Source organism: Streptomyces sp. ME02-8801-2C, from assembly GCF_033793965.1.
Classification (GTDB): Bacteria; Actinomycetota; Actinomycetes; order Streptomycetales; family Streptomycetaceae; genus Streptomyces.
On the sequence record NZ_JARAXP010000019.1, the window covers coordinates 17552 to 40359 of the forward strand.

Genomic DNA, 22808 nt, shown 5'->3' on the forward strand with positions numbered 1-22808 from the left:
GATCTGCTATTGGGCCCCTTATTCACTCTGCGGAACCAAGGCCATGCGGAAAGTGTTCAAATCGTCATAAACCTTGACAGCAGGAGGAGGCCCCAGGGGAACGGCTACCCCCATACAGAGCCTGTACGGGGGAGGACGTCCAGAAGTTCGATCTCGTTCCGAGGTCCGTGCGCCTGGTTGTGCGCCATGTGTCCCCGAAGACGCGCGAACAAACCTTTCACCTGACAGATGAACCGGATGGGGTGAAACGCGTCCCACATACCGGGTGTCGAGTTGACAGTGAGTGTGTGAACCGGTGTCCTTGTGGGCATGCTCGCGAACTTGGCACTCACCTCGACCCGCCCCGCGCGGTCCCTCGGTGCTGCCCCAGCTCGCTGTAGCTGTTGTTGCTGTTCCAGCTGTTGAGCCCAACGCGCTCCGGCTGCCTTTGAGTCCACCGTGACTCGGCTGCTGTTTCCCTCGAAGCCCACATCAGGGCGATGCGTTTCCCACCCGTGATCCGGGCGGGCGGTACGCGACACCCAGCCAACCCCCACACTCTGCCGAGGACCTCCGCACTCCATGAACAGCGACAGCGACCTCCAGATCGCCGGCGACATCCTCGAAGTACCGCACCTCCTCCAGGCCCCGCGCGAGCACCCGGCCACCGTCGCCGACTTCGTCGGCCTGGCCCGCACCATCGCCGCGGACCGCTCCCAGTGGGCACACCTGGTCGAGTACGACGCGACATCGCGCTGGTACCACCGGCTGCGCACCGGCCCCGGCTACGAGGTGTGGCTGCTGTCCTGGGTCCCCGGACAGGGCAGCGGGCTGCACGACCACGGCGGTTCGTCGGGCGTCCTGACCGTCCTGGAGGGGCGGCTCACCGAGCGGACGGAGCGCGGCACGCGCGCGTTGGGGGCGGGCTCGGTGGGGGTCCCCCCGCTCGAGCGAAGCCGAGAGTGGGGGAGCGTGTTCGCTCCGGGGTACGTGCACGAGGTGGTCAACGACAGCCTCGAACCGGCCGTGAGCCTGCACGTCTACTACCCGGGCCTCACCGAGATGCCGATGCACGCGGCGCGCTGCGCGCCCTCGGCGGTCGTGGCCGGCTGAGAGGGGCGTCGTCGCGGTCGGGGGCCGTCTCCGCGACAGACCTGCCGACGCGTTGTCGTACCCGCCTGCAAGACTTGGCCGTATGCGCATTGTGGTTCTGGCAGGCGGCATCGGTGGTGCCCGGTTCCTGCGTGGTCTTCAGCGGGCCGTGCCGGACGCGGACATCACCGTCATCGGCAACACCGGGGACGACATTCACCTCTTCGGGCTGAAGGTCTGCCCCGATCTCGACACGGTGATGTACACCCTCGGCGGCGGCATCAACGAGGAGCAGGGCTGGGGGCGGACCGACGAGACCTTCCATCTGAAGGAGGAGCTCGCGGCGTACGGGGTCGGGCCGGAGTGGTTCGGTCTCGGCGACCGGGACTTCGCCACGCACATCGTGCGGACGCAGATGCTCGGTGCGGGATTTCCGTTGAGCGCCGTCACGGAGGCGCTGTGCGACCGGTGGAAGCCCGGGGTGCGGCTCATCCCGATGTCCGACGACCGCGTGGAGACCCATGTCGCCGTCGAGGTCGATGGTGAGCGCAAGGCCGTGCACTTCCAGGAGTACTGGGTGCGGTTGCGGGCCTCGGTTCCGGCCGAGGCCATCGTGCCCGTCGGCGCGGAGCAGGCGAAGCCGGCGCCCGGTGTCCTCGAGGCGATCGCCGAGGCCGACGTGATCCTCTTCCCGCCGTCCAACCCCGTCGTGTCCATCGGCACGATCCTGGCCGTGCCCGGGATCCGCGAGGCGATCGCGGAGGCCGGGGTGCCCGTGGTGGGCCTCTCCCCCATCGTCGGGGACGCGCCCGTGCGGGGGATGGCCGACAAGGTGCTCGCGGCGGTCGGCGTGGACGCCACGGCTGCGGCGGTCGCCGAACACTACGGCTCGGGGCTCCTGGACGGCTGGCTCGTCGACACGGTCGACGCGGGCACGGTGGAACGCGTGGAGACGGCGGGCATCCGCTGCCGCGCGGTGCCGCTGATGATGACGGACGTCGAGGCGTCGGCACAGATGGCCCGCGAGGCGCTGGCACTGGCGGAGGAGGTGCAGGGCGCGTGAGCGGCGAGTTTGCCGGTGAGGGGGCCTGCGGCGCTTCGGGGGTCTGTGGTGGTGCGGGTGCGGGTGCCCGTGGCAGTGCGGGTGGCGGTGCAGGTGCCGTGGGCGGTGCAGGTGCCGTGGGCGGTGCAGGTGAGGATGTCCGCGCCGATGTCGGCGGCCGCCCCAATGCGGGTGGCAGTGCCGGTGGCAGTGCCGGTGCCGTAGGCGGTGCCAGTGCCACAGGCGGTGCAGGTGACGGTGGCGGTATCGGTGCCAGTACGGGTGTCCCTGGCGGTGCCGGTGCGGGTGGCAGCGTCCGTGACGGGGCCCGTGGCCGGGGCGGGGCCGGTGCCGGTGACGGGGCCGCCGGTCGTGACGGGGCCGGCACAGGTGCCCGTGGCAGTGCCGGTGACGGGGACCGTGGCAGTGGCGGGGCGCCTCCGGGGGCCGGTGCCGGTACAGGTGCCCGTGGCAGTGCCGGTGCGGGCGCGGGTGGCAATGGCGGTGCCGGGGACCGTGGCCGTGGCGGGGCGCGTGCGGGTGCCGGTGGCGGGGTCCGTGGCGGTGCCGGGGACAGTGGTGCCGGTGGCGGTGCCGGGGACAGTGGTGCCGGTGGCGGTGCCGGGGGCAGTGGTGCCGGTGGGTATCAGGTGTGGGCTGTGGAGGGGTTGCCTGAGGTTCGGGGTGGGGACGATCTTGCGAAGCTCATTGCCGACGCTGAGCCCGGGCTGATCGACGGAGACGTGTTGCTCGTCACCTCGAAGATCGTGTCCAAGGCCGAGGGGCGTGTCGTCCAGGCGGCGGACCGGGAGGCCGCCATCGACGCCGAGACCGTCCGGGTCGTCGCCCGGCGCGGGGCGCTGCGGATCGTGGAGAACCGGCAGGGGCTCGTCATGGCCGCCGCCGGCGTCGATGCCTCCAACACGCCTTCCGGCACAGTGCTGTTGCTGCCCGAGGACCCCGACGCGTCCGCCCGTGCGGTGCGGGACGGGCTCAGAGACGCCCTGGGCGTCAACATCGGGGTCGTCGTGACCGACACCTTCGGGCGCCCCTGGCGCGCGGGGCTCACGGACGTGGCGATCGGCGCCGCGGGCGTCCGCGTGCTCGACGATCTGCGCGGGGGCACGGACGCGTACGGCAATCCGCTGTCCGCCACCGTCGTGGCGACCGCCGACGAGCTGGCCGCCGCCGGGGATCTGGTCAAGGGCAAGGCTTCCGGGCTGCCCGTCGCCGTCGTGCGTGGGCTGTCGCATGTCGTGGTGGGTGAGGATGACGATGCCGGGGTGACCGGGGCACGGGCCATGGTGCGCGACGCCCGCGACGACATGTTCCGGCTCGGTACCTCGGAGGCCGTACGGGAGGCGGTGACCCAGCGGCGGACGGTGCGGGCCTTCACGGACGAGCCCGTCGACCTCGGTGCGGTACGGCGGGCGGTCGCCGCCGCGGTGACCGCGCCCGCCCCGCATCACACGACGCCCTGGCGCTTCGTACTGCTGGAGTCGGAGCGGTCGCGGACCGAGTTGCTCGACGCGATGCGGGACGCCTGGATCGCGGATCTGCGGCGCGACGGCAAGAGCGAGGCGTCCATCGAGAAGCGGGTTCGGCGCGGGGATGTGCTGCGCGCGGCGCCGTATCTCGTGGTGCCCTGTCTCGTGATGGACGGGTCGCACACGTACGGGGACGCGCGGCGGGACGGGGCCGAGCGGGAGATGTTCGTGGTCGCCGCCGGGGCCGGGGTGCAGAACTTCCTGGTCGCGCTCGCCGGGGAGCGGCTCGGGTCGGCGTGGGTGTCGTCGACGATGTTTTGCCGGGATGTCGTGCGGGAGGTGCTGGGGCTGCCCGCCGGGTGGGATCCGATGGGGGCGGTCGCGGTCGGGCATCCTGCTCAGGCTTCGCAGGCTCGGGTGGATCGGGATGCGGGGGCGTTCATCGAGGTGCGGTGAATCGACGTGCGGTGAGTTCGCGGTCGCGGCGGCGCTGTCCCAGCTGACGTTCGTTTCTTCTGGCTTCGTTCTTCGTGTGCTAGGAACGGTCTCGTGGCAGGACGGTTCGCTTCCCAGCCCTCGCGGCCCACTCGTACCACCGTGCGAGGTGGTCATGTCGTTGTGCCTGGTGGGGTGCCCCGGCAGGCCGTGGCGCCCGGGCGGACCCGGACCTGGGTGCCCGGTGTGCCGCTCGACCTCGGGCTGGTACTGGGGCCGTTGCGGCGGGGGCCTGGCGACCCCACGTTCTGGGCTGCGCCGGACGGGTCCGTGTGGCGGACCAGCCGTACGCCCGCCGGGCCCGGGACGCTCCGGGTCGCGCTGCGGGACGGGGTTGTCCGGGGCGAGGCATGGGGGCCGGGAGCCGAGTGGCTGCTGGAGCAGATGCCCGAGTTGCTGGGGGCGGCCGACGATCCCGAGGTGTTCGCGCCCCGGCACCGGATCGTCGCCCTCGCCCGGCATCAGCGGCCGGGGCTACGGCTGACGCGGACCGGGCTGGTCATGGAGTCGCTGATCCCCTCCGTGCTGGAGCAGAAGGTCACCACCGACGAGGCCTATCGGGCCTGGCGGTTGCTCGTACGGAAGTTCGGGGAGCCTGCGCCTGGGCCGGCGAGTTCGCCTCGCGGGCTGTTCGTGGTGCCCTCGGCCCGGGACTGGGCGCTGATTCCGTCCTGGGAGTGGCATCGGGCCGGGGTCGACAACAAGCGGGCGTCGACGATTCTGCGGGCGGTTCGGGTCGCTGGGCGGCTCGAGGAGGCCGTGGCGCTGGATCCGGAGCGGGCTCGGGCTCGGCTGGAGGTGGTTTCGGGGGTGGGGCCGTGGACCTCGGCGGAGGTTGTGCAGCGGAGTCATGGGGCGGCGGATGCGGTGACTGTGGGGGATCTGCATCTGCCGGGGATCGTCGGGTTCGCGTTGGCGGGGGATCGGGATGCGGATGATGAGGTGATGTTGTCGTTGCTGGAGCCGTATGCGGGGCAGCGGCATCGGGCGGCTCGGTTGATTCTGTTGAGTGGGCGTACGCCGGGGAGGCGGGGGCCGCGGATGCAGCCGGGGGATATTGGGCGGTTGTGAGGCGGCGGTTCGGTTTTCGCCCCCGCCGCCCCTACCCGTCCCATCCCATTCCTGGGGGCTGCGCCCCCAGACCCCCCTACGGCCCTGAACGGGCCTTGTCCTCAAACGCCGGACGGGCTGATGGTGCGGGCCGGCGCCTCAAAGGGCGGACGGGCTGGGGGCGCGGGCCGAGGCCTCAAAGGGCGGACGGGCTGAAAATGCGCGCCTACTCGTCCGGGGAGAAACGGAGTGCCCCCGGAGGGATTCTGGCGTCGCACCACACCCGTACTCCCTCCCTCAGTTCGTTGTCGGCGCCGATGATCGCGCCGTCGCCGATGATCGTGCCGGTCAGGATCGAGCGTTCGCCCACGCGGGCCCTCGTGCCGATCAGGGAGTCGGTGATGACCGCGCCCGGTTCGACCACCGCACCGGCCATGATCGTGCTGCCCGAGACGCGGGCGCCCTCCGCCACGTACGCGCCCTCGCCCACCACCGTGCCGCCGGTCAGTTTGGCGTCGGCGGCCACTCGGGCCGAGGGGAGGATCAGGCGGTCGCCGCAGCGGCCGGGGACGGCCGGGGACGGGGCGCGGCCCAGGACCAGGTCCGCCGAGCCCCGTACGAAGGCCGCCGGGGTGCCGAGGTCGAGCCAGTACGTCGAGTCGACCAGGCCCTGGAGGTGTGCGCCGGCGGAGAGGAGTTCCGGGAACGTTTCTCTTTCGACCGACACCGGGCGGCCTGCCGGGATCGTGTCGATGACCGAGCGGCGGAAGACGTACGCCCCCGCGTTGATCTGGTCGGTGACGATCTCCTCGGGGGTCTGGGGTTTCTCCAGGAAAGCCGTCACTCGGCCTGTTTCGTCGGTCGGGACCAGGCCGTAGGCCCTCGGGTCCGTCACTCGGGTGAGGTGGAGCGAGACGTCCGCCGACGTCGACTCGTGGGTGCGGACCAGGGCCCTGATGTCCAGGCCCGTCAGGATGTCGCCGTTGAAGACGAGGACCGGGTCGTCGGGGCCCGAGTGCAGGCGGGAGGCCACGTTGCGGATCGCGCCGCCCGTGCCGAGGGGTTCGTCCTCGGTGACGTACTCCAGATGGAGGCCGAGCGACGAGCCGTCGCCGAAGTGCGGTTCGAAGATCTCGGCCAGGTAGGAGGTCGCCAGGACGATGTGGTCCACCCCCGCCGCTCTCGCTCTCGCCAACTGGTGGGTGAGGAAAGGGACCCCGGCCGCCGGGACCATCGGCTTCGGGGTGTGCACGGTGAGCGGACGCAACCGGGTGCCCTTGCCCCCGACCAGGAGGATCGCTTCTGTCACCTGTCGTCTCTGCTTCCTGCCGGGACCGACCGAAATCGCGTTCGGCCGGCCAGTGTGTGCAGATCGTTCGACCGTTCGTCTGCAGAACCGAGCTCCGGTGGCGCGATGCGTGAACTCATCGCCCCTGGTACTTGGCCGCCGTCTTCCGTGCCGTGCCGAGCTTTTCGTAGAGCAGCCGACCCGGGCACTCGGTGGCGAAGCCGTCCCGGTGGCCGGAGATCACGTTCAGTCGTACGTTCTTTCCCTTTCGGTAGAGATTCCCACCCCCTGAGGTCAGGTATGTCTTTCCGTTCGGATTGCCCCCGAACAGACCGAGTTTCCAGGCGGTGAGCCGAGCGATCGCGTTCACCGCCGATTTGGACGGCTTGGAGCCGGTGAAAGTTCCGAGGACGGCGATTCCCATGCTGTCGGTGTTGAATCCGCGCGTGTGTGCGCCCATCACGGGCTTCGCCGTGCCGCCCGCCCGGCCCTCGTAGATGTTTCCGCACCGGTCGACGAGGAAGTTGTAGCCGATGTCCCGCCAGCCGCTGCTCAGCACGTGGTAGCGGTAGATGCCGCGGATGACGGACGGCACCTGCGAGCACCAATACTTGTTGCCGGAGGCCGTGTGGTGCACGAAGGCCGCCTTCACCTTCTTCGTGTAGATGAACCCGCGTTCGCGCAGCGACTCGTCGGCACCCCAGCCCCGACGCAGGATGATCTTCGGGCGGGGGCCGATGTACGGCTTCATCCGGCGCTCTTCGGGCACGAGGTTCGTGTTCTCCGACCCCGACCCCGACTCCGACTCCGACCCCGGGTCCTCCTGCGGCTGCGGCTCCGTCGCGCGGGGGTTTTGGCGGTCGGATGCCGTCGGTTCCGTGCCCGGGTCCACCAGTTCGAGGCGCAGGCCCGCGGGGAGGGGGGCGCGCGTGTCCAGCGCGCGTCCCCCGCCGTCCGCCCGTACGCGCACCTCCACGCCGTCCGAGTCGCCCACCCACAGCGGGGCCGTGGAGCCCCGGACCCGGCCCGAGGTGCGTTCTGCGGACTCGGGGTCGGCCGCGTGTTCGTGGTTGTGCGTCTCGACGTCCTGCCAGCCGGACCACTGGCCGCCGCCGGCCTCCCGGGTGCGGACCTCGACCCGGCCGTACAACTCGGTGTCCGGGTTGTCCCAGACGACTCCGACGAGCGAGAAGTGACGTACGTCCGGCCGGTACAGGCCCTGTTCGGCGGCCGAGCCGAGGATGCGGTCGCCGGGGCGGGGGGCCAGCGGGAGCGACTGGGTGCTGCCGGGAACAGCGGGATCGGAGGGAGCCGCCTTCGCCGGTCTTGCCTCGGCGGATCTCGCCAGGGCCGAAACCGGGGTGACGGGCAGGGTCAACGGGAGCGCCAGGGCGGTTGCACAGACGACGCCGACAGAGGAAGAAAGGGGGATACGCATGCCCCTGATCCTGGACATAGTCATACATATCTGTCCATCGATGAACTGACGATCCGTCTGGTGCGTTCGCCCGAACCGGTGACCCGCGGGTCGGCCCGCGCCCGTCGCCCCGCGTACCCTTGCGCGGGTGAACGCCACCGACCGCACCCCTGCCGACCTGCTGCGTTCCGCGCTCGCCGCGGACCCCGCCCGCCCCCTGGTGACCTTCTACGACGACGCCACGGGCGAACGTGTCGAATTGTCCGTGGCCACCTTCGCCAATTGGGTGGCCAAGACCGCGAATCTTCTCCAGGGCGAGCTGTCCGCCGAACCCGGCGACCGGGTCGCGCTGCTGCTGCCCGCGCACTGGCAGACGGCGGTGTGGCTGCTGGCGTGTTCGTCGGTGGGCGTCGTCGCGGACATGGCGGGCGAGCCCGGTGCCGCCGACATCGTCGTCAGCGGGCCCGACACGCTGGACGCGGCGCGCGCGTGTTCCGGTGAGCGGATCGCCCTCGCGCTGCGGCCGTTGGGCGGACGGTTCCCGCAGGCTCCGGCCGGCTTCGCCGACTACGCGGTGGAGGTGCCGGGTCAGGGGGACCGCTTCGCGCCGTACGCGCCCGTCGATCCGGAGGCGCCCGCGCTGATCGTCGCCGGGGCGGAGTTCACGGGGGCCGAGGTCGTCGAGCGCGCCGGGGCGGACGCGGTGGACTTCGGGCTCACCGGGCCCGGGTCCCGGTTGCTGTCGGGGCTGGGGTACGAGACCTGGGAGGGAGTGAGCGCGGGGTTGTACTCGCCGCTCGCCACCGGAGGGTCCGTCGTGCTGTGCCGGCATCTGGATCAGGCGTCGGAGGACGTGGTGGCCAAGCGGGTCGAGGACGAGCGGGTGACGGCTACGCGCCGCGCGTAGTTTCGCGGCTGCGGGCCTGCGGTGACCCGCCCCGCCCGCGCGGCGGAACCGCACGTCGGCATCGGCACAGGCCCGCGCCCCTGGGTCGGGCGCCTCGCCCGCCTTCATTCGTTCGGCCTATCAACAGCACCCCTCGGCCCGGTCTCCGCGTCATGGTCGAGTGGTGACCGACACCCCTGGCACCCTCGGGCCCGGCACCGGCGGCACCGCCGTCGGTCGGCGGCGCCGTTGGCTGCGGCGGGCCGCTCTCGGGGCCGGGGTGGTCTCGCTCGGCACCGTCGGGATCGGGCTCGCGGTCTACGCCAAGCTCGACGGGAACATCACGCCGGACCTCGGTGCCGCCGCCGAGCTCGCCCGCTACGAGAAGGAGCGGCCCACCTCGCTCGTACGCGGGGCGCAGAACATCCTGCTCATCGGGTCCGACTCGCGGGCCGGCGCCGGGAACCGGAAGTACGGGCGGGACTCCGGGACCGAGCGGTCGGACACGGCCATCCTGTTGCATCTCGCCGCCGACCGGCGCAGCGCGACCGCCATGTCCCTGCCCCGCGATCTGATGGTGGACGTACCGAGTTGCCTGCGGCCCGACGGAAGCCGGAGCGAGCCCGGGTTCACCATGTTCAACCGCGCCTTCCAGCAGGGCGGTTCCGCCTGCACGATCCGTACCGTCGAGAAGTTGACGGACATTCGGGTCGACCATCACATGGTGGTCGACTTCCACGGCTTCAAGGAGCTGGTCGACGCCGTCGAGGGGGTCGAGGTGTGTCTGGCGAAGCCGGTCGACGACCGGGAGGCCCGGCTGCGGCTCCCCGCTGGGAAGGTGACGCTCGACGGCGAGCAGGCGCTCGGGTACGTGCGGGCGCGGAAGTCCCTCGGCAACGGGAGCGACACCTCTCGGATGGAGCGGCAGCAGCGGTTTCTCGGGGCGCTCGTCAACAAGGTGCAGAGCAATGACGTCCTCCTGAATCCGGTGAAGCTCTATCCGGTGCTCGATGCCGCGACTTCCTCGCTCACCACGGATCCCGCCCTGGCCAGTCTGCGCGGTTTGTACGAATTGGTGCGCAGTATGCGCGACATCCCGGTCGGACGTGTGAGATTTCTGACCGTTCCACGGGAGTCGTATGCCTATGACACCAATCGCGACCAGCTTGTCGAACCCGACGCCGGGCGGCTCTTCGAGCGGCTGCGGACGGACACTCCGGTGGTGGTGAGGGGGGAGAAGCCGGTTCGAAAGGGTTCCGTCGGCCCGTCTCCCGTGCCCGCTTTTCGCGGTAACACCGCCGCCGAGGGCCTCTGCGGGTAAAGCGCTTGCCAAGTCGACGAACGTTAGTTCAAGAAAATGGGTGGATTGCCCGGTGTAGGGGCGTGGAATTTGTCACCGTCGTCGCTTGACGCCCAACTGGCCGGATAGTGTGAGCGATCCGGTGCGTCAGGACACGTGTCGTGTGCACACCGGTAGACCGAGACCCGAGCGCCTTTTGGAGGGGGAAAGGCGCCGCGTGGCCCCGACGGAGGATGCAGACAACCGTGGACGCGCAAGGCCGTGGGCGGGCGGACGACATCGACCCCGCAGACCAGTGGGTGCTCAACCCGAGCACCGGCGAATACGAACTGCGACTGACTCCCTCCGCACCGCAATCAGCGGTCCCGGGACCTCGTCGAGCCGCCCCCGTGAACGCGGGTGCGGTGCGCGGGCGTTCGGCGGCACCGGAGCGGGAGCACGAACGCGAGACGCACGGGGTGCCGGGCACACCCGGGCAGGTACCGCCGCCGAGACGGCGTCGCGGTGTGCCCGAGGAGGATCCGCTGCCCGGGCGGCGCCGTTCGCGCGCCCCGCAGAAGAAGAAGTCGAAGGCCAAGAAGATAGTGCTCTGGACGGGCGGGACCATGGCCTTCGTCCTGGTGGCCGCCGCCGCGGGCGGCTATCTCTACCTCAAGCACCTCGAGGGCAACGTCCAGACGACCGACGTCGGTACGGCGGGCAAGGCCGGGTTCAGCAAGGACGAGGCCTTCAACATCCTCATCATCGGTACGGACAAGCGCACCGGTGCGGGCAACGAGGCCTACGGCGACGCGGGCAGCGTCGGCCACGCGGACACGACGATCCTGCTGCACGTCTCCAAGGACCGGACGAACGCGACCGCGCTGAGCATCCCGCGTGACCTGATCGTCAACGTCCCGGACTGTCCGACCAAGCTGAAGGACGGGACCGAGAAGATCATCCCCGGTACTCAGAACGTCCGTTTCAACACCAGTCTCGGGCAGGACGAGCGCGACCCGGGCTGCACCATGCGCACAGTGAAGGAGGTCACGGGCATCTCGCCGGACCACTTCATGATGGCCGACTTCAACGCGGTGAAGACGCTCACGACGGCGGTGGGCGGGGTCGAGGTCTGTGTGACCAAGCCCGTCAACGACAAGGAGTCGAAGCTGAAGCTGCCCGCCGGCAAGTCGACGGTCGAGGGCGAGCAGGCGCTCGCCTTCGTCCGTACGCGGCACAGCTTCGGCAATCAGGGCGACCTGGACCGGATCAAGGTGCAGCAGCAGTTCCTCAGCTCGCTGATGCGCAAGATGGCCTCCAGCGACACCCTGACCAACCCGGCCAAGCTGGTGAAGCTCGCCGAGGCGGCCACCAAGGCGCTGACCGTGGACACCGGCCTCGGCAAGGTCTCCACGCTCAAGGACGTGGCGCTGGAGCTGAAGAAGGTGCCGACGAAGAACATCACCTTCATGACCGTCCCCGTGGTCGACAACCCGGCGGAGAAGGTCCGGGCGACGGTCGTCGTCGGCCCGACCGCGCCCGAGGTGTTCAACGCGATCGCCAACGACGTGTCGTTCACCGCGGTCAAGCAGCAGAAGGCGAAGGAGGCGGCCGCCGTCGCCGCCCGCCTCAAGGGCCCCCAGTCCGCCGCCGCCGACGTGCGGGTGCGGATCCTCAACGGCGGTGCCGTCGCCGGCTCCGCACAGGAGACTCTCAACTACCTGCAGAATGATGAGGGCGTGACCAAGTCCGAGAACGCGGGCAACGCCTCGGCGGAGCTCCCGAAGACAACGCTGGAGTACGCGCCCGACCAGGCCGACCAGGCCCGGCGGCTGGCCGCCATCATGGGGCTGTCCGGCGCGGCGATGAAGCCCGGCAAGAGCGTGCTGAACTCCCAGGGGCTGCCGACCATGACGCTGACCCTGGGCAAGGACTTCAAGGGGGCCGGCGTCTCGCTCACCGCGCCGGCGAAGGCACCGACCGTGGACGGACAGTCCACGGCGGACAAGGCGCAGTGCGCCGGCTGAGCACATACATCGGCTGAGTACATCGGCCGAGTACATCGTCTGCGTACGTCGGCAGCGAACGTCGGCTGTCGATGGGCGTCCGCGCCAGATGTTTTGGTGCGCCGGTTGACCTGACAGGCCTGTCTCGCGTCCTACAGGGCGCGAGACAGGCCTGTTCGGCGGCGGCGGCAAGGGTGGGGAGGCAGGGAATGACACAGAGCAGTGTGCACGGGGAGGGGACGCGGTCACGCGTCCGGCCTGCTCGGGTTCCGGGGCAGAGAGACGGCTCGCACAAGGAGGGGAGCGACGCCGGGGACGGGGGCGGCGGCGCGTCCGACGACGGTGGCAGTGGCAGCGGCGGCGGTCCGGGCGGAAAAGGGCGACGGGCCGGCAAGCACAAGGTGCTGCGCTGGTCGGCGATGACCCTCGCGGTGCTGATACTCGGCACGGCCGGTGTCGGATACCTGTACTACGAACACCTGAACAGCAACATCCAGAAGGGCGCGCGCAGCAGCGGCGACTCCAAGGCGCGGAAGACCGAGCCGAACGCGGCCGGGCAGACCCCGCTGAACATCCTGCTGATCGGCTCGGACAGCCGTAACTCCGACGCCAACGTGTCGCTGGGCGGTGACCGGGACAACCGTGGCAACCCGCCGCTGGGCGACGTCCAGATGCTGGTCCACGTCTCCGCCGACCGCAAGAGCGCGGCCGTGGTGAGCATCCCGCGTGACACCCGCGTCGACATCCCGAAGTGCACGGACCCCGACACCGGGGAGAAGTTCGCGGCGACCAACGCCATCATCAACACGTCGCTGGCGCGGGGCGGCGCCGGCTGCACGCTGGCCACCTGGCAGAACCTCACCGGGGTCTACATCGACCACTGGATGACGATCGACTTCGCCGGCGTCGTGAAGATGGCCGACGCCATCGGAGGCGTCGAGGTCTGCGTGAACCAGAACGTGTGGGACCGTCCGCTGCCGGGCGTGTCCGGCGGCTCCGGGCTCAAGCTCACGGCAGGCAAGCACAAGGTGCAGGGCAAGCAGGCGCTGCAGTGGCTGCGTACCCGGCACGCCTTCTACAGCGACCTGGGGCGCGCCAAGGCCCAGCACATGTACATGAACTCGATGATCCGCACGCTGAAGGCGCAAAACGTCTTCACGGACGCCGGGCGGCTCACCGGTCTGGCCGAGGCGGCCACCAAGTCCCTGACGGTGTCCGAGGAGCTCGGCACGGTCAAGGAGCTGTACGACCTGGGCATGCAGCTCAAGTCGGTGCCGACCGACCGCATCACCATGACGACGATCCCGACCGTCGTGGACCCCGAGAACGCGAACCACCTGGTGACGGCCGACGCCGACGCCGAACAGATGTGGACGATGCTCCGCGACGACATCGCCTTCGACGACAAGGGCGGCGCCGCGTCCAAGGCCCCGAAGGCGACGGCCTCGGCGACCGCCCCGACCGACACCGCGGCCGACCCCGGCGAGATCGGCGTGCTCGTCCAGAACGGCACGCGTACGGCCACCCTCGCCGCGGCCGGCGGCCGGGCGAAGGCGATCAGCCAGATCCTCGCGGACAAGGGCTTCACGAACGCGGCGGCGGACACCTCCGGTTCTCAGTCCGTGGAGAAGACGGTCGTGCGCTACCCGAGCGCGGACCTCGCGGGCGATGCCCAGCTGGTCGCCAAGTCCCTGGGGATTCCGGCGAGTTCGGTGAAGAAGTCGACGGACGTCTCCGGTGTGACGGTGACCGTGGGCGCCGACTGGCGCGAGGGCACGGCGTATCCGAAGCAGGAGGCGCCGAAGGCCGGCCAACTGCCCGAGACCGCCGACAAGGTGGTCGGTTCGGACACCGGCGCGTGCATGGACGTGTACGCGCCCTATCGCTGGTAACCAGCCCGGCGAACGAACGAGTCGGGGGCCTGCCGTCGCATGACGGCAGGCCCCCGACTCGTGGTGGTTCAGGCCGCGTTCGCGCCGTCCAGGACCGCCGGCCGACGGGCCGCGATCACCTTCCTGGCAAGCGACTTGGGGCTCGTCAAAAAGCCCCAGCCCCAGCACATGTGCATCGTGGCGAGGGCGACGGGGATCTGCAGCCGGGCCTTCAGCGACAGCCCCTTGCCCGCCGGGACCGAGCCCGCGGTGATCGCCGCGAGGTAGCCGCCGAGCACCAGGAAGGCCCACGGGGTCAGTACGGCGCCCAGCAGCACGCCCGCCGCTATCGCCAACACGGCGGTGGGCGGGGCGAGGTAACGGAGGTTGATGGAGCCCTCGTGGTAGCGGGCCACGACATGGCGCCAACGGCCGTAGTCCTTGTACTGCTTGGCCAGCGCGCGCACGGAGGGCCTCGGCCGGTACGACACCCGCAGCTCGGGCGAGAACCAGATGAGGCCGCCCGCCTCCCGGATGCGGAAGTTGAGCTCCCAGTCCTGGGCGCGGATGAACTCCACGTTGTAGCCGCCCTGTTGCTCGAGGGCGGCACGCCGGAAGACCCCGAGGTACACGGTCTCGGCGGGCCCGGCCACGCCCCCCGTGTGGAAGGCGGCGTTGCCGACCCCGATCTTCGAGGTCATCGCGGCGGCCACCGCGTGCTCCCAGGCGTTCTCGCCCTCGGCGTGCATGATCCCGCCGACGTTCTGCGCGCCGGTCTCGTCGAGGAGACGTACGGCGGTCGCGATGTAGTCGGGCGAGAGCATGCCGTGCCCGTCGACGCGTACGACAACGGGGTGCCGGGAGGCCTTGATCGCGGCGTTCAGCGCGGCGGGCGTACGGCCGGTCGGGTTGGGGACCGTGTGGACGCGCTTGCTCGTACCGGCCGTTTCGCGTACCAGCTCGGCGGCGATCTCGTCCGTGCGGTCCGTGGACGGACCGAGGGCGATGACGACCTCCATCTCGCCGGCGTACTCCTGGGCGAGGATCGCTTGGACGGCTCCGCGCAGATGCCGCTCCTCGTTGAGGACGGGCATGATCACGGACACGGCGGGCAGCTGCACGTCGGGCTTGGCGTTCATAGGGGGCTCACGTTACCGCGAACGGGGGACACCGACGCGCGCCGCCCGTCCCCTGACCCGGGCCGCAGATCGTATGGGCCTACGGTGCTCACGGATCGCACGTTCGGCCCACTCCCCCTCCTTCCTTCCCCCCCACCCCCTCCCCTTTCCCCGGCCAGCCTTCGCGGAGGTGTCCCCCCATGCCCGCGTCCCCCGCATCCCCCCGCTCCCCCGGTTCCCCGCAGCGCCGGCCACGGCCGTCGTCCGGGCGCCCGCGTCCGCCCGTACGGCGGAAGAAGCCCCGTTGGGCCATGCGGGCGGTGACGACGCTGTCCGTCGTGGTGCTCGCCGCCGCCGGGATCGGGCACGCGGTGGTGTCGAGCCTCGACGCCGACATCGCCCGCGTCGATCCCTTCAAGGACATGAAGAACCGTCCGCAGGCCGGTCACGGCATGAACGTGCTGCTGGTCGGCACGGACGGGCGGGACGGGATCAGCGAGGCCGAACGGCGTCAGTACCGGCTCGGGGGCGCGCCCTGCCACTGCACCGACACGATGATGATCGTGCACATCTCGGAGGACCGGGAGCGGGCGAGCGTCGTCAGCCTGCCGCGTGACTCGTACGCCGAGACTCCCCCGCACACCGACCGGATCAGCGGACAGCGCCATGGCGGACACGTCATCAAGCTGAACGCGGCGTACGCGGAGGGCGGTCCGAACCTCACCGTGCGGACGGTCGAGCGCATGACGCATCTGAAGATCGACCACTATCTGGAGATCGACTTCATCAGCTTCATGAAGACGGTGGATGTGCTGGGCGGAGTCGAGATCTGCACGCCCAAGCCACTGAAGGACTCGTACACCGGGCTGGACCTCGCCGCCGGGACGCACGACCTGAGCGGCGGACAGGCCCTGCAGTACGTGCGCGCCCGGCACGCCGACGGGTCCTCCGACCTGGGGCGGATGCAGCGCCAGCAGCGGTTCATGGCCGCGCTCATCGCCCAGTCGACGTCGTCCGGTGTGCTGCTGAACCCGATGAAGTTCCGGGACATCACCCGGGCGGTGCTCGGGTCGGTGCGGGCGGACAAGGAGTTCGGCACCGGCGAACTGCTGGACCTCGGGCGGGCGATGCGCAACTTCTCCCCGGCGTCGTCCGAGTTCACGACCGTGCCGATCGGGCGGATGGGGTACGCCGTGAAGGGCATCGGTTCGACGCTGAAGTGGGACGCGGCGAAGGCGGGGCGGCTGTTCCGGGCCCTGCGGGAGGACGAGCCGCTGTCGGTGCGGCGGAGCACCGGGGGCGGCGGGGGCGGCGGCGGAAAGGGCGGTGCGCCGGCCCGGGTCGAGGTGGCGCCGCAGCAGATCCGGGTGCAGGTCGAGAACGGGACGCTCACCGCCGGGCTGGGGCGCAGGGTGGACCGGGCGCTGGCCGCGACCGGGTTCCACACCACTGGGGTGCCGGTGAACGCGCGGGTCCGGGAGACGCGGCGGACGGTGATCGCGTACGACCCCCGGTGGGACCGCTCGGCGAAGTCCCTGGCGGCGGCGTTGCCGGGGAGTTCGCTGCGGTCGGTGCCGGGCCAGGGTCCGGTGCTGAAGGTGATCGTCGGGGCGGACCATCAGGGCGTGCGGAAGGTTCGGGTGGGCGAGTTCGGGGTGAGTACGGGGGATCAGGCGGGGTGCCGGTGAGGGCGTCCGCCGTCACGGGGACGACATCCCGTCCCCCTCGGCCGGCCAAGTCCTCCGCCCCTCAGTCGTCCAGGCCCTCCGCCGCTCTCCGTTCCCGCAGCTCCACGATCGCCCTCCGCCGGGCCAGGCGGTGCGTGCGGCGGATCTGGGCCTCCTGATAGCGGCGCTCGTCGCGTTCCGTCTCCGGGAGGACCGGCGGGACGCGGCGGGGCCTGCCGTCGGCGTCGACCGCCGCGAAGACCAGGTACGCCGACCCGACCTGGGTCGCCGGCGCCGACTCGTTCCAGCGCTCGGCGAGGACCCGTACCCCGACCTCCATGGAGGTCCGGCCGGTCCAGTTGACCTGGGCCTTCACATGGACCAGGTCGCCCACCCTGACCGGTTCCAGGAACGCCATCTCGTCCATCGACGCCGTGACCGCGGGCCCGCCGCTGTGCCGGCCGGCCACCGCGCCCGCCGCGTCGTCGACGAGTTTCATGATCACACCGCCGTGCACCGTACCCAGGAGGTTGGTGTCGGCGTGGGTCATGATGTGGCTGAGGGTGGTCCGGGAGGCGGAGGTCGGCTTGCCCGGGGGCGCCTCTTCCGGCCGTGTGGCCTGGTCTGTCATGGCGACCACCCTATGTCGGACGTACACCTGGGCGATTTGTGTCAGCTTCGCAACAGCCGTGCTCCTAATTTCCTTCGACCCTTGTAAAGGGCATGGCCCGGCACTGCACACTGGTCCGCATGAACGATTGGCCCGACGCGTGGTCCGACGACAACCGCAACAACCGCTACGGACGTGGCAGCGCGAACGCACAGCCCGAGAGTGCGCGCGTGATGCGGCAGGTCCCGCGCGGCCAAGGCGGCCCCTACGCCCAGAACCCCGCCGCCCCGCCGTACGGCGGCGGGGTGCCTCAGCAGCAGCAGTACGCCGGTGATCAGAGCCAGGACCCGTACGGGAACGGAAACGGGGGCGGCTATGACAGCGGCTATAACACCGGCCAGGTCTACGGCGGCGCCCCGAGCGGCGGCGGACCTGGCGGCGGGCCGGCCGGGCCCGGTGCGATGAGCGGCCCGCGCCCCGCGCCGAACTGGCGCAAGCGCATCAAGTGGACCGCGATCACCGTGGTCACCCTGCTGGTCGTGGTGTCCGTCGGTACGTACTTCTGGGCCGACTCCAAGCTGAACCGCCAGGTCGACCTGTCCAAGGTCATCGACCGGCCGGACGGCGGCAAGGGCACCAACTACCTGATCGTCGGTTCCGACAGCCGTGAGGGCATGTCGGCCGAGGAGAAGAAGGCCCTGCACACCGGGTCCGCCGAGGGCAAGCGCACGGACTCGATGATGATCCTGCACACCGGCGACAACGGCCCGACCCTCATCTCCCTCCCCCGCGACTCGGACGTGGAGATCCCGACGTTCGTGGGCTCCGAGTCCGGCAAGACGTTCAAGGGCACCGGCAAGCACACCAAGCTGAACGCGGCGTACGCCACGGACGGGCCCGAACTCCTCGTGCGTACCGTCGAGTTCAACACCGGTCTGCGGATCGACCACTACGTGGAGATCGGCTTCGCCGGCTTCGCGAACATCGTGGACGCGGTCGGGGGTGTGGACCTCACCATTCCCAAGGGCGGGATGAAGGACACCAAGTCGGGCGCGAACTTCGCGGCGGGCGAGCAGACCCTCAACGGCGAGCAGGCGCTGGCCTTCGTCCGTACCCGGTACGCGCTCGCGGGCAGCGACCTCGACCGTACGAAGAACCAGCAGAAGTTCCTCGCGGCGCTGGCGAGCCAGACCGCGACGCCGGGCACGATCCTGAACCCGTTCAAGCTGTACCCGACGATGAGCGCGGGCCTCGACACCCTGATCGTCGACAAGGACATGGGCCTGTTCGACCTGGCCGACATGTTCTGGGCGATGAAGGGCGTCACGGGCGGCGACGGCAAGTCCATGAACATGCCGATCTCGGGCTCGACCGGCGGCAACCTCGTCTGGGACAAGACGAAGGTGAAGACGCTGGTGAACGAGCTGAAGAACGACGAGAAGGTCACTGTTTCGGGCAACTGAGCGAAGACGCCGTGTGCCCCCTGCCTTGACGGGGAGGGGGCACACGGCGTTTCAGGGGACTTACGGCAGGTTGCGGGCCATCACGATCCGCTGGACCTGGTTCGTGCCCTCATAGATCTGCGTGATCTTCGCGTCGCGCATCATCCGCTCCACCGGGTAGTCGCGGGTGTAGCCGTAGCCGCCGAGGAGCTGGACCGCGTCCGTGGTGACCTCCATCGCCACGTCCGAGGCGAAGCACTTCGCCGCCGCGCCCTGGAAGGTCAGGTCGGCGTCGCCACGCTCCGACTTGGCCGCGGCGGCGTACGTCAGCTGACGGGCGGCCTCGATCTTCATGGCCATGTCGGCGAGCATGAACTGGATGCCCTGGAAGTCGGCGATCGGCTTGCCGAACTGCTTGCGCTCCTTGACGTACCCCTTGGCGTAGTCGAGGGCGCCCTGTGCGATGCCCAGGGCCTGCGCGGCGATCGTGATGCGGGTGTGGTCCAGGGTCTTCATCGCGGTGGCGAAGCCGGTGCCCTCCTCGCCGATCATGCGGTCGGCCGGGATGCGCACGTTGTCGAGGTAGACCTCGCGGGTCGGGCTGCCCTTGATGCCCAGCTTCTTCTCCGGGGCGCCGAAGGAGACCCCGGGATCGGACTTCTCGACTACGAAGGCCGAGATGCCCTTCGAGCGCTTCTCCGGGTCGGTCACGGCCATCACCGTGTAGTACTCGGACTCGCCCGCGTTGGTGATCCAGCGCTTCACGCCGTTGAGGACCCAGAAGTCCCCGTCGCGGACCGCCTTCGTCTTCATGCCGGCCGCGTCCGAGCCCGCGTCGGGCTCCGAGAGGCAGTAGGAGAACATGCCGTCGCCCTTGGCGAGCGGCGTCATGTACTTCTTCTTCAGCTCCTCCGAGCCGGACAGGATCACGGGGAGGGAGCCGAGCTTGTTGACGGCGGGGATGAGGGAGGAGCTGGCACAGACACGCGCCACCTCCTCGATCACGATCACCGTCGCCAGCGCGTCCGCGCCCGCGCCGCCGTACGACTCGGGTACGTGCACCGCGTGCAGGTCGGCCGCGACGAGCGCGTCGTGGGCCTCCTGGGGGAAGCGTGCTTCCTCGTCCACCACTGCGGCGTACGGCAAGATCTTCGCCTCGGCCAGGGAGCGGATCGCGTCACGGAGCATGTCGTGCTCCTCGGACGGGCGGTACAGGTCGAAATCAGCCGATCCGGCCAAGGTCTCTCACGCTCCAAAGACGCTGTATCAATTGACGCTAACTACCGTTAAGTAACCCAGTCGGTAATCCAGATTTTAAGGGCCTGCCCACCCGAGTGAGACGTGAGCTTGGCGACAGAGTCAATTGTGCCCGGGCAAGGGCCGCGCCAGCCCTCGTCGGGCCCGCGACTATGCTCGCCATCGCCCGCCCGACCGCCCCCACGCGACACCCCCAGGAGCACCCATGGCTCTCAAGATCACCGTGATCGGCACCGGATATCTCGGCGCCACCCACGCCGCCGCCATGGCAGAGCTCGGTTTCGAGGTGCTGGGACTCGACGTCGTCGAGGAGAAGGTCGATCTGCTGCGGCGCGCGAAGGCCCCCATGTACGAGCCCGGGCTCGACGAACTGCTGCGCAAGCACGTCGCCGGGATCGAGGGTTCCACCGGGCGGCTGCGCTTCACCACGGACTGGGCCGAGGTGGCCGCCTTCGGCGACATCCACTTCGTGTGCGTGAACACCCCGCAGAAGCACGGTGAGTACGCCAGCGACATGTCGTACGTCGACGCCGCGATCGAGTCCCTCGCCCCGCACCTCACCGCGCCCACCCTGGTCGTCGGCAAGTCGACCGTGCCCGTCGGCTCGGCGGACCGGCTCGCCCGGACGATCTCCGGGCTGGCGCCGGCCGGCGCGGACGCCGAGCTGGCCTGGAACCCGGAGTTCCTGCGGGAGGGCTTCGCCGTCCAGGACACGCTGCACCCGGACCGGCTGGTGGTCGGCGTACGGAGCGAGCGGGCCGAGAAGCTGCTGCGCGAGGTGTACGCGACGCCGATCGAGGAGGGGACGCCGTTCGTCGTCACCGACTTCCCGACGGCCGAGCTGGTGAAGACGTCCGCGAACTCCTTCCTGGCCACCAAGATCTCGTTCATCAACGCGATGGCGGAGGTCTGCGAGGCCGCCGACGGGGATGTGGCGAAGCTGGCGGAGGCCATCGGGTACGACGACCGGATCGGCAAGAAGTTCCTGCGGGCCGGGATCGGGTTCGGGGGCGGCTGTCTGCCCAAGGACATCCGGGCGTTCATGGCGCGCGCGGGTGAGCTGGGCGCGGACCAGGCGCTGACCTTCCTGCGCGAGATCGACTCGATCAACATGCGTCAGCGCGGTCAGATGGTGGAGCTGGCCCGGCAGGCGCTGGGCGGCGGGCCGTTCCTCGGCAAGCGGGTCGCGGTGCTCGGCGCCACCTTCAAGCCCGACTCGGACGACGTCCGCGACTCGCCGGCCCTCAACGTCGCCGGGCAGATCCACCTCCAGGGCGGCCAGGTGACGGTGTACGACCCGAAAGGCATGGCCAACGCCCGGCGCCTCTTCCCGACGCTCGCGTACGCCGACACGGCCCTGGAGGCGGTCCGGGGCGCCGACGCCGTACTGCACCTGACGGAGTGGCGGGAGTTCCGCGAGCTGGACCCGGCGACGCTGGGCGAGGCGGTGGCCCACCGCCTGATCCTGGACGGCCGCAACGCCCTCGACCCGGAGGTGTGGCGGAAGGCCGGGTGGACGTACCGGGCGATGGGGCGCCCCACGGCCTGACGGCGGCTGCCCGCCGAGGCGATTCGCCCCGGGCGACGCACCGGTCCGCTTGACGCACCGGTCCGCTCGGGGACACCGGTCCGGCCGAGGCTCAGTCGGCCGGACCGGCGCCGGCTCCATTCTCCACATCCCGGCCACCCTTCGGGAAGCGCATTCCACATCCCGGGCGGGCACCTTGTGTGGGAGGGGCGCGACGGCGGTCCCTAGGACTTGCCGCCGAGGCTTGTGGCGGAGGCCTGCAGGCGGTCCATCGTGTGCGCCACACGGAGTCCGTCCATGTAGTCGCGGACATGCACGATCCGGCCGTCGCGGACCCGGATCACCAGGAGGCCCGGGAAGCTGAAGGGGCGGCCGGTCGTGGTCACAATTCCGGTGACGACCTGCTCGACGGTAATCACCTCGGGGTCCGCACCGTCGTGGACGACGACCTCCGTGATCTCCCGCGGCCGCGCCGGGCTCGCGCCCCAGGCCGCCCTGTATCCCGCGCGGACCTCCTCGCGGCCCCGGTAGCGCTCGGGCATGCCCGGAAAGAGGAAGGGGAACTCGTGGACGGCGTCGACCGCGTACAGGTCGGCCAGGTCGTCCGCCGACCCGTCGAGCATCGCCCGCTGGTAACGGGCGAGGACGTCGCGGGGGCCGAGGTTCGGTTCCGACGAGGGGACATCCGGCACGGCAGTGGCTCCGTTCTGTCGGCGCGAGACCCAACTCCCGCTCCCAGCAGCCTACTTCGCGCGGTACCTCCGCATCTTCGCGCGCGCCCCGCAGCCCGCCATGGAGCACCAGCGGCGACGTCCGGCCGGGCTGCGGTCGTAGTACGCCCAGTGGCACTCGGGCAGTTCGCAGGCCTTGAGACGCAACCAGGTGCCGTCGGTGAGCGCCTCCGCGACGGCTGCCGCCACCCGGGAGAGCAGCGGACCCTCCTCGGCGGCGATCAGGCGGGCCGAGCCGTCCCGCTCGTCGACGGCCACCAACAGCGGGGCACGGGACAGCAGTTGGCCCAGGGGTATGACGACATCGTGCGGTGGATGTCCGGCGTGCGCGAGGCAGACGGCGCGCAGGGACTCGCGCAGTTCCTTCACGGCGGCCAGTTCCCGTTCGTCGATCTCCGCGATACCGAACGGGGCGCGCCCCTCAGCGGTGTTCAGCGCGTCCCGGCCCGATTCCAGACCCCTGGTGTTCACCAGTGCCTCCACGAGGGCCAGCCCTCCGGGCGCGGCCCCGATCTCGCTCATACCGGCGACGGTACCTCCTCGCGTTACCTCCTATACAGGGG

The 22808-nt window shown here is 70.4% G+C and carries 18 protein-coding genes; 11 read left to right on the forward strand and 7 right to left on the reverse strand.

Annotated features, from left to right (window positions below; all coding sequences use genetic code 11):
• Positions 1–561 precede the first annotated feature (561 nt).
• The 4 genes from PV396_RS38110 (at position 562) to PV396_RS38125 (ending at position 5166) form a co-directional block, all read left to right on the forward strand.
• On the forward strand, positions 562–1092 hold the full coding sequence (locus tag PV396_RS38110) for a cysteine dioxygenase family protein (protein WP_319212702.1): 531 nt from the start codon (positions 562–564) through the stop codon (positions 1090–1092).
• 82 nt (positions 1093–1174) lie between these two features.
• Positions 1175–2134: a 2-phospho-L-lactate transferase gene (gene cofD / locus PV396_RS38115; RefSeq protein ID WP_319212704.1), complete on the forward strand. Its 960-nt coding sequence runs from the start codon at positions 1175–1177 to the stop codon at positions 2132–2134.
• A gap of 629 nt (positions 2135–2763) precedes the next feature.
• Complete coding sequence (locus tag PV396_RS38120; RefSeq protein ID WP_319212705.1) at positions 2764–4056, forward strand: coenzyme F420-0:L-glutamate ligase; 1293 nt, start codon at positions 2764–2766, stop codon at positions 4054–4056.
• A gap of 93 nt (positions 4057–4149) precedes the next feature.
• Complete coding sequence (locus PV396_RS38125) at positions 4150–5166, forward strand: DNA-3-methyladenine glycosylase 2 family protein (protein ID WP_319212707.1); 1017 nt, start codon at positions 4150–4152, stop codon at positions 5164–5166.
• Positions 5167–5371: 205 nt separating this feature from the next.
• On the opposite strand, the gene PV396_RS38130 is transcribed toward PV396_RS38125, so the two are convergent.
• Positions 5372–6454, reverse strand: coding sequence for an NDP-sugar synthase (locus tag PV396_RS38130; RefSeq protein ID WP_319212709.1), 1083 nt, complete (start codon positions 6452–6454; stop codon positions 5372–5374).
• 115 nt (positions 6455–6569) lie between these two features.
• Positions 6570–7871 carry a peptidoglycan recognition protein gene (locus tag PV396_RS38135; protein ID WP_319212710.1) on the reverse strand — a complete coding sequence of 434 codons (1302 nt, stop codon included), beginning with the start codon at positions 7869–7871 and terminating at the stop codon, positions 6570–6572.
• 127 nt (positions 7872–7998) lie between these two features.
• Between PV396_RS38135 and PV396_RS38140 the strand changes: the two genes are divergently transcribed.
• The 4 genes from PV396_RS38140 (at position 7999) to PV396_RS38155 (ending at position 13913) form a co-directional block, all read left to right on the forward strand.
• Positions 7999–8757, forward strand: coding sequence for a TIGR03089 family protein (locus tag PV396_RS38140; RefSeq protein WP_319212711.1), 759 nt, complete (start codon positions 7999–8001; stop codon positions 8755–8757).
• Positions 8758–8920: 163 nt separating this feature from the next.
• Positions 8921–10057, forward strand: coding sequence for an LCP family protein (locus PV396_RS38145; protein ID WP_319212712.1), 1137 nt, complete (start codon positions 8921–8923; stop codon positions 10055–10057).
• Positions 10058–10281: 224 nt separating this feature from the next.
• The gene (locus PV396_RS38150; RefSeq protein WP_319212713.1) at positions 10282–12042 is read left to right on the forward strand and encodes an LCP family protein; all 1761 of its coding nucleotides are present in this window, start codon (positions 10282–10284) and stop codon (positions 12040–12042) included.
• 188 nt (positions 12043–12230) lie between these two features.
• Positions 12231–13913, forward strand: coding sequence for an LCP family protein (locus PV396_RS38155; protein WP_319212714.1), 1683 nt, complete (start codon positions 12231–12233; stop codon positions 13911–13913).
• Positions 13914–13981: 68 nt separating this feature from the next.
• Here the strand turns inward: PV396_RS38155 and PV396_RS38160 are convergent, their stop codons facing one another.
• Positions 13982–15031 carry a glycosyltransferase family 2 protein gene (locus PV396_RS38160; protein ID WP_319212715.1) on the reverse strand — a complete coding sequence of 350 codons (1050 nt, stop codon included), beginning with the start codon at positions 15029–15031 and terminating at the stop codon, positions 13982–13984.
• A 179-nt stretch (positions 15032–15210) separates the two neighbouring features.
• Between PV396_RS38160 and PV396_RS38165 the strand changes: the two genes are divergently transcribed.
• A complete protein-coding gene (locus PV396_RS38165) occupies positions 15211–16698 on the forward strand; it encodes an LCP family protein (protein ID WP_416071551.1) in 1488 nt (495 codons plus the stop codon).
• Positions 16699–16759: 61 nt separating this feature from the next.
• On the opposite strand, the gene PV396_RS38170 is transcribed toward PV396_RS38165, so the two are convergent.
• Positions 16760–17308, reverse strand: a complete 549-nt coding sequence (locus tag PV396_RS38170; protein WP_319212717.1) for an acyl-CoA thioesterase — start codon at positions 17306–17308, stop codon at positions 16760–16762.
• 119 nt (positions 17309–17427) lie between these two features.
• On the opposite strand from PV396_RS38170, the gene PV396_RS38175 reads away from it, so the two are divergent.
• On the forward strand, positions 17428–18750 hold the full coding sequence (locus PV396_RS38175) for an LCP family protein (protein ID WP_319212718.1): 1323 nt from the start codon (positions 17428–17430) through the stop codon (positions 18748–18750).
• 60 nt (positions 18751–18810) lie between these two features.
• On the opposite strand, the gene PV396_RS38180 is transcribed toward PV396_RS38175, so the two are convergent.
• A complete protein-coding gene (locus PV396_RS38180; protein ID WP_319212720.1) occupies positions 18811–19968 on the reverse strand; it encodes an acyl-CoA dehydrogenase family protein in 1158 nt (385 codons plus the stop codon).
• A gap of 223 nt (positions 19969–20191) precedes the next feature.
• Between PV396_RS38180 and PV396_RS38185 the strand changes: the two genes are divergently transcribed.
• Positions 20192–21535 carry a UDP-glucose/GDP-mannose dehydrogenase family protein gene (locus PV396_RS38185; RefSeq protein ID WP_319212722.1) on the forward strand — a complete coding sequence of 448 codons (1344 nt, stop codon included), beginning with the start codon at positions 20192–20194 and terminating at the stop codon, positions 21533–21535.
• Between the two features lie 203 nt (positions 21536–21738).
• On the opposite strand, the gene PV396_RS38190 is transcribed toward PV396_RS38185, so the two are convergent.
• Both PV396_RS38190 and PV396_RS38195 read right to left on the reverse strand, forming a co-directional pair.
• Positions 21739–22206 carry a nuclear transport factor 2 family protein gene (locus PV396_RS38190; protein ID WP_319212723.1) on the reverse strand — a complete coding sequence of 156 codons (468 nt, stop codon included), beginning with the start codon at positions 22204–22206 and terminating at the stop codon, positions 21739–21741.
• A gap of 51 nt (positions 22207–22257) precedes the next feature.
• A complete protein-coding gene (locus PV396_RS38195; protein ID WP_319212724.1) occupies positions 22258–22767 on the reverse strand; it encodes a CGNR zinc finger domain-containing protein in 510 nt (169 codons plus the stop codon).
• Positions 22768–22808: the final 41 nt, after the last annotated feature.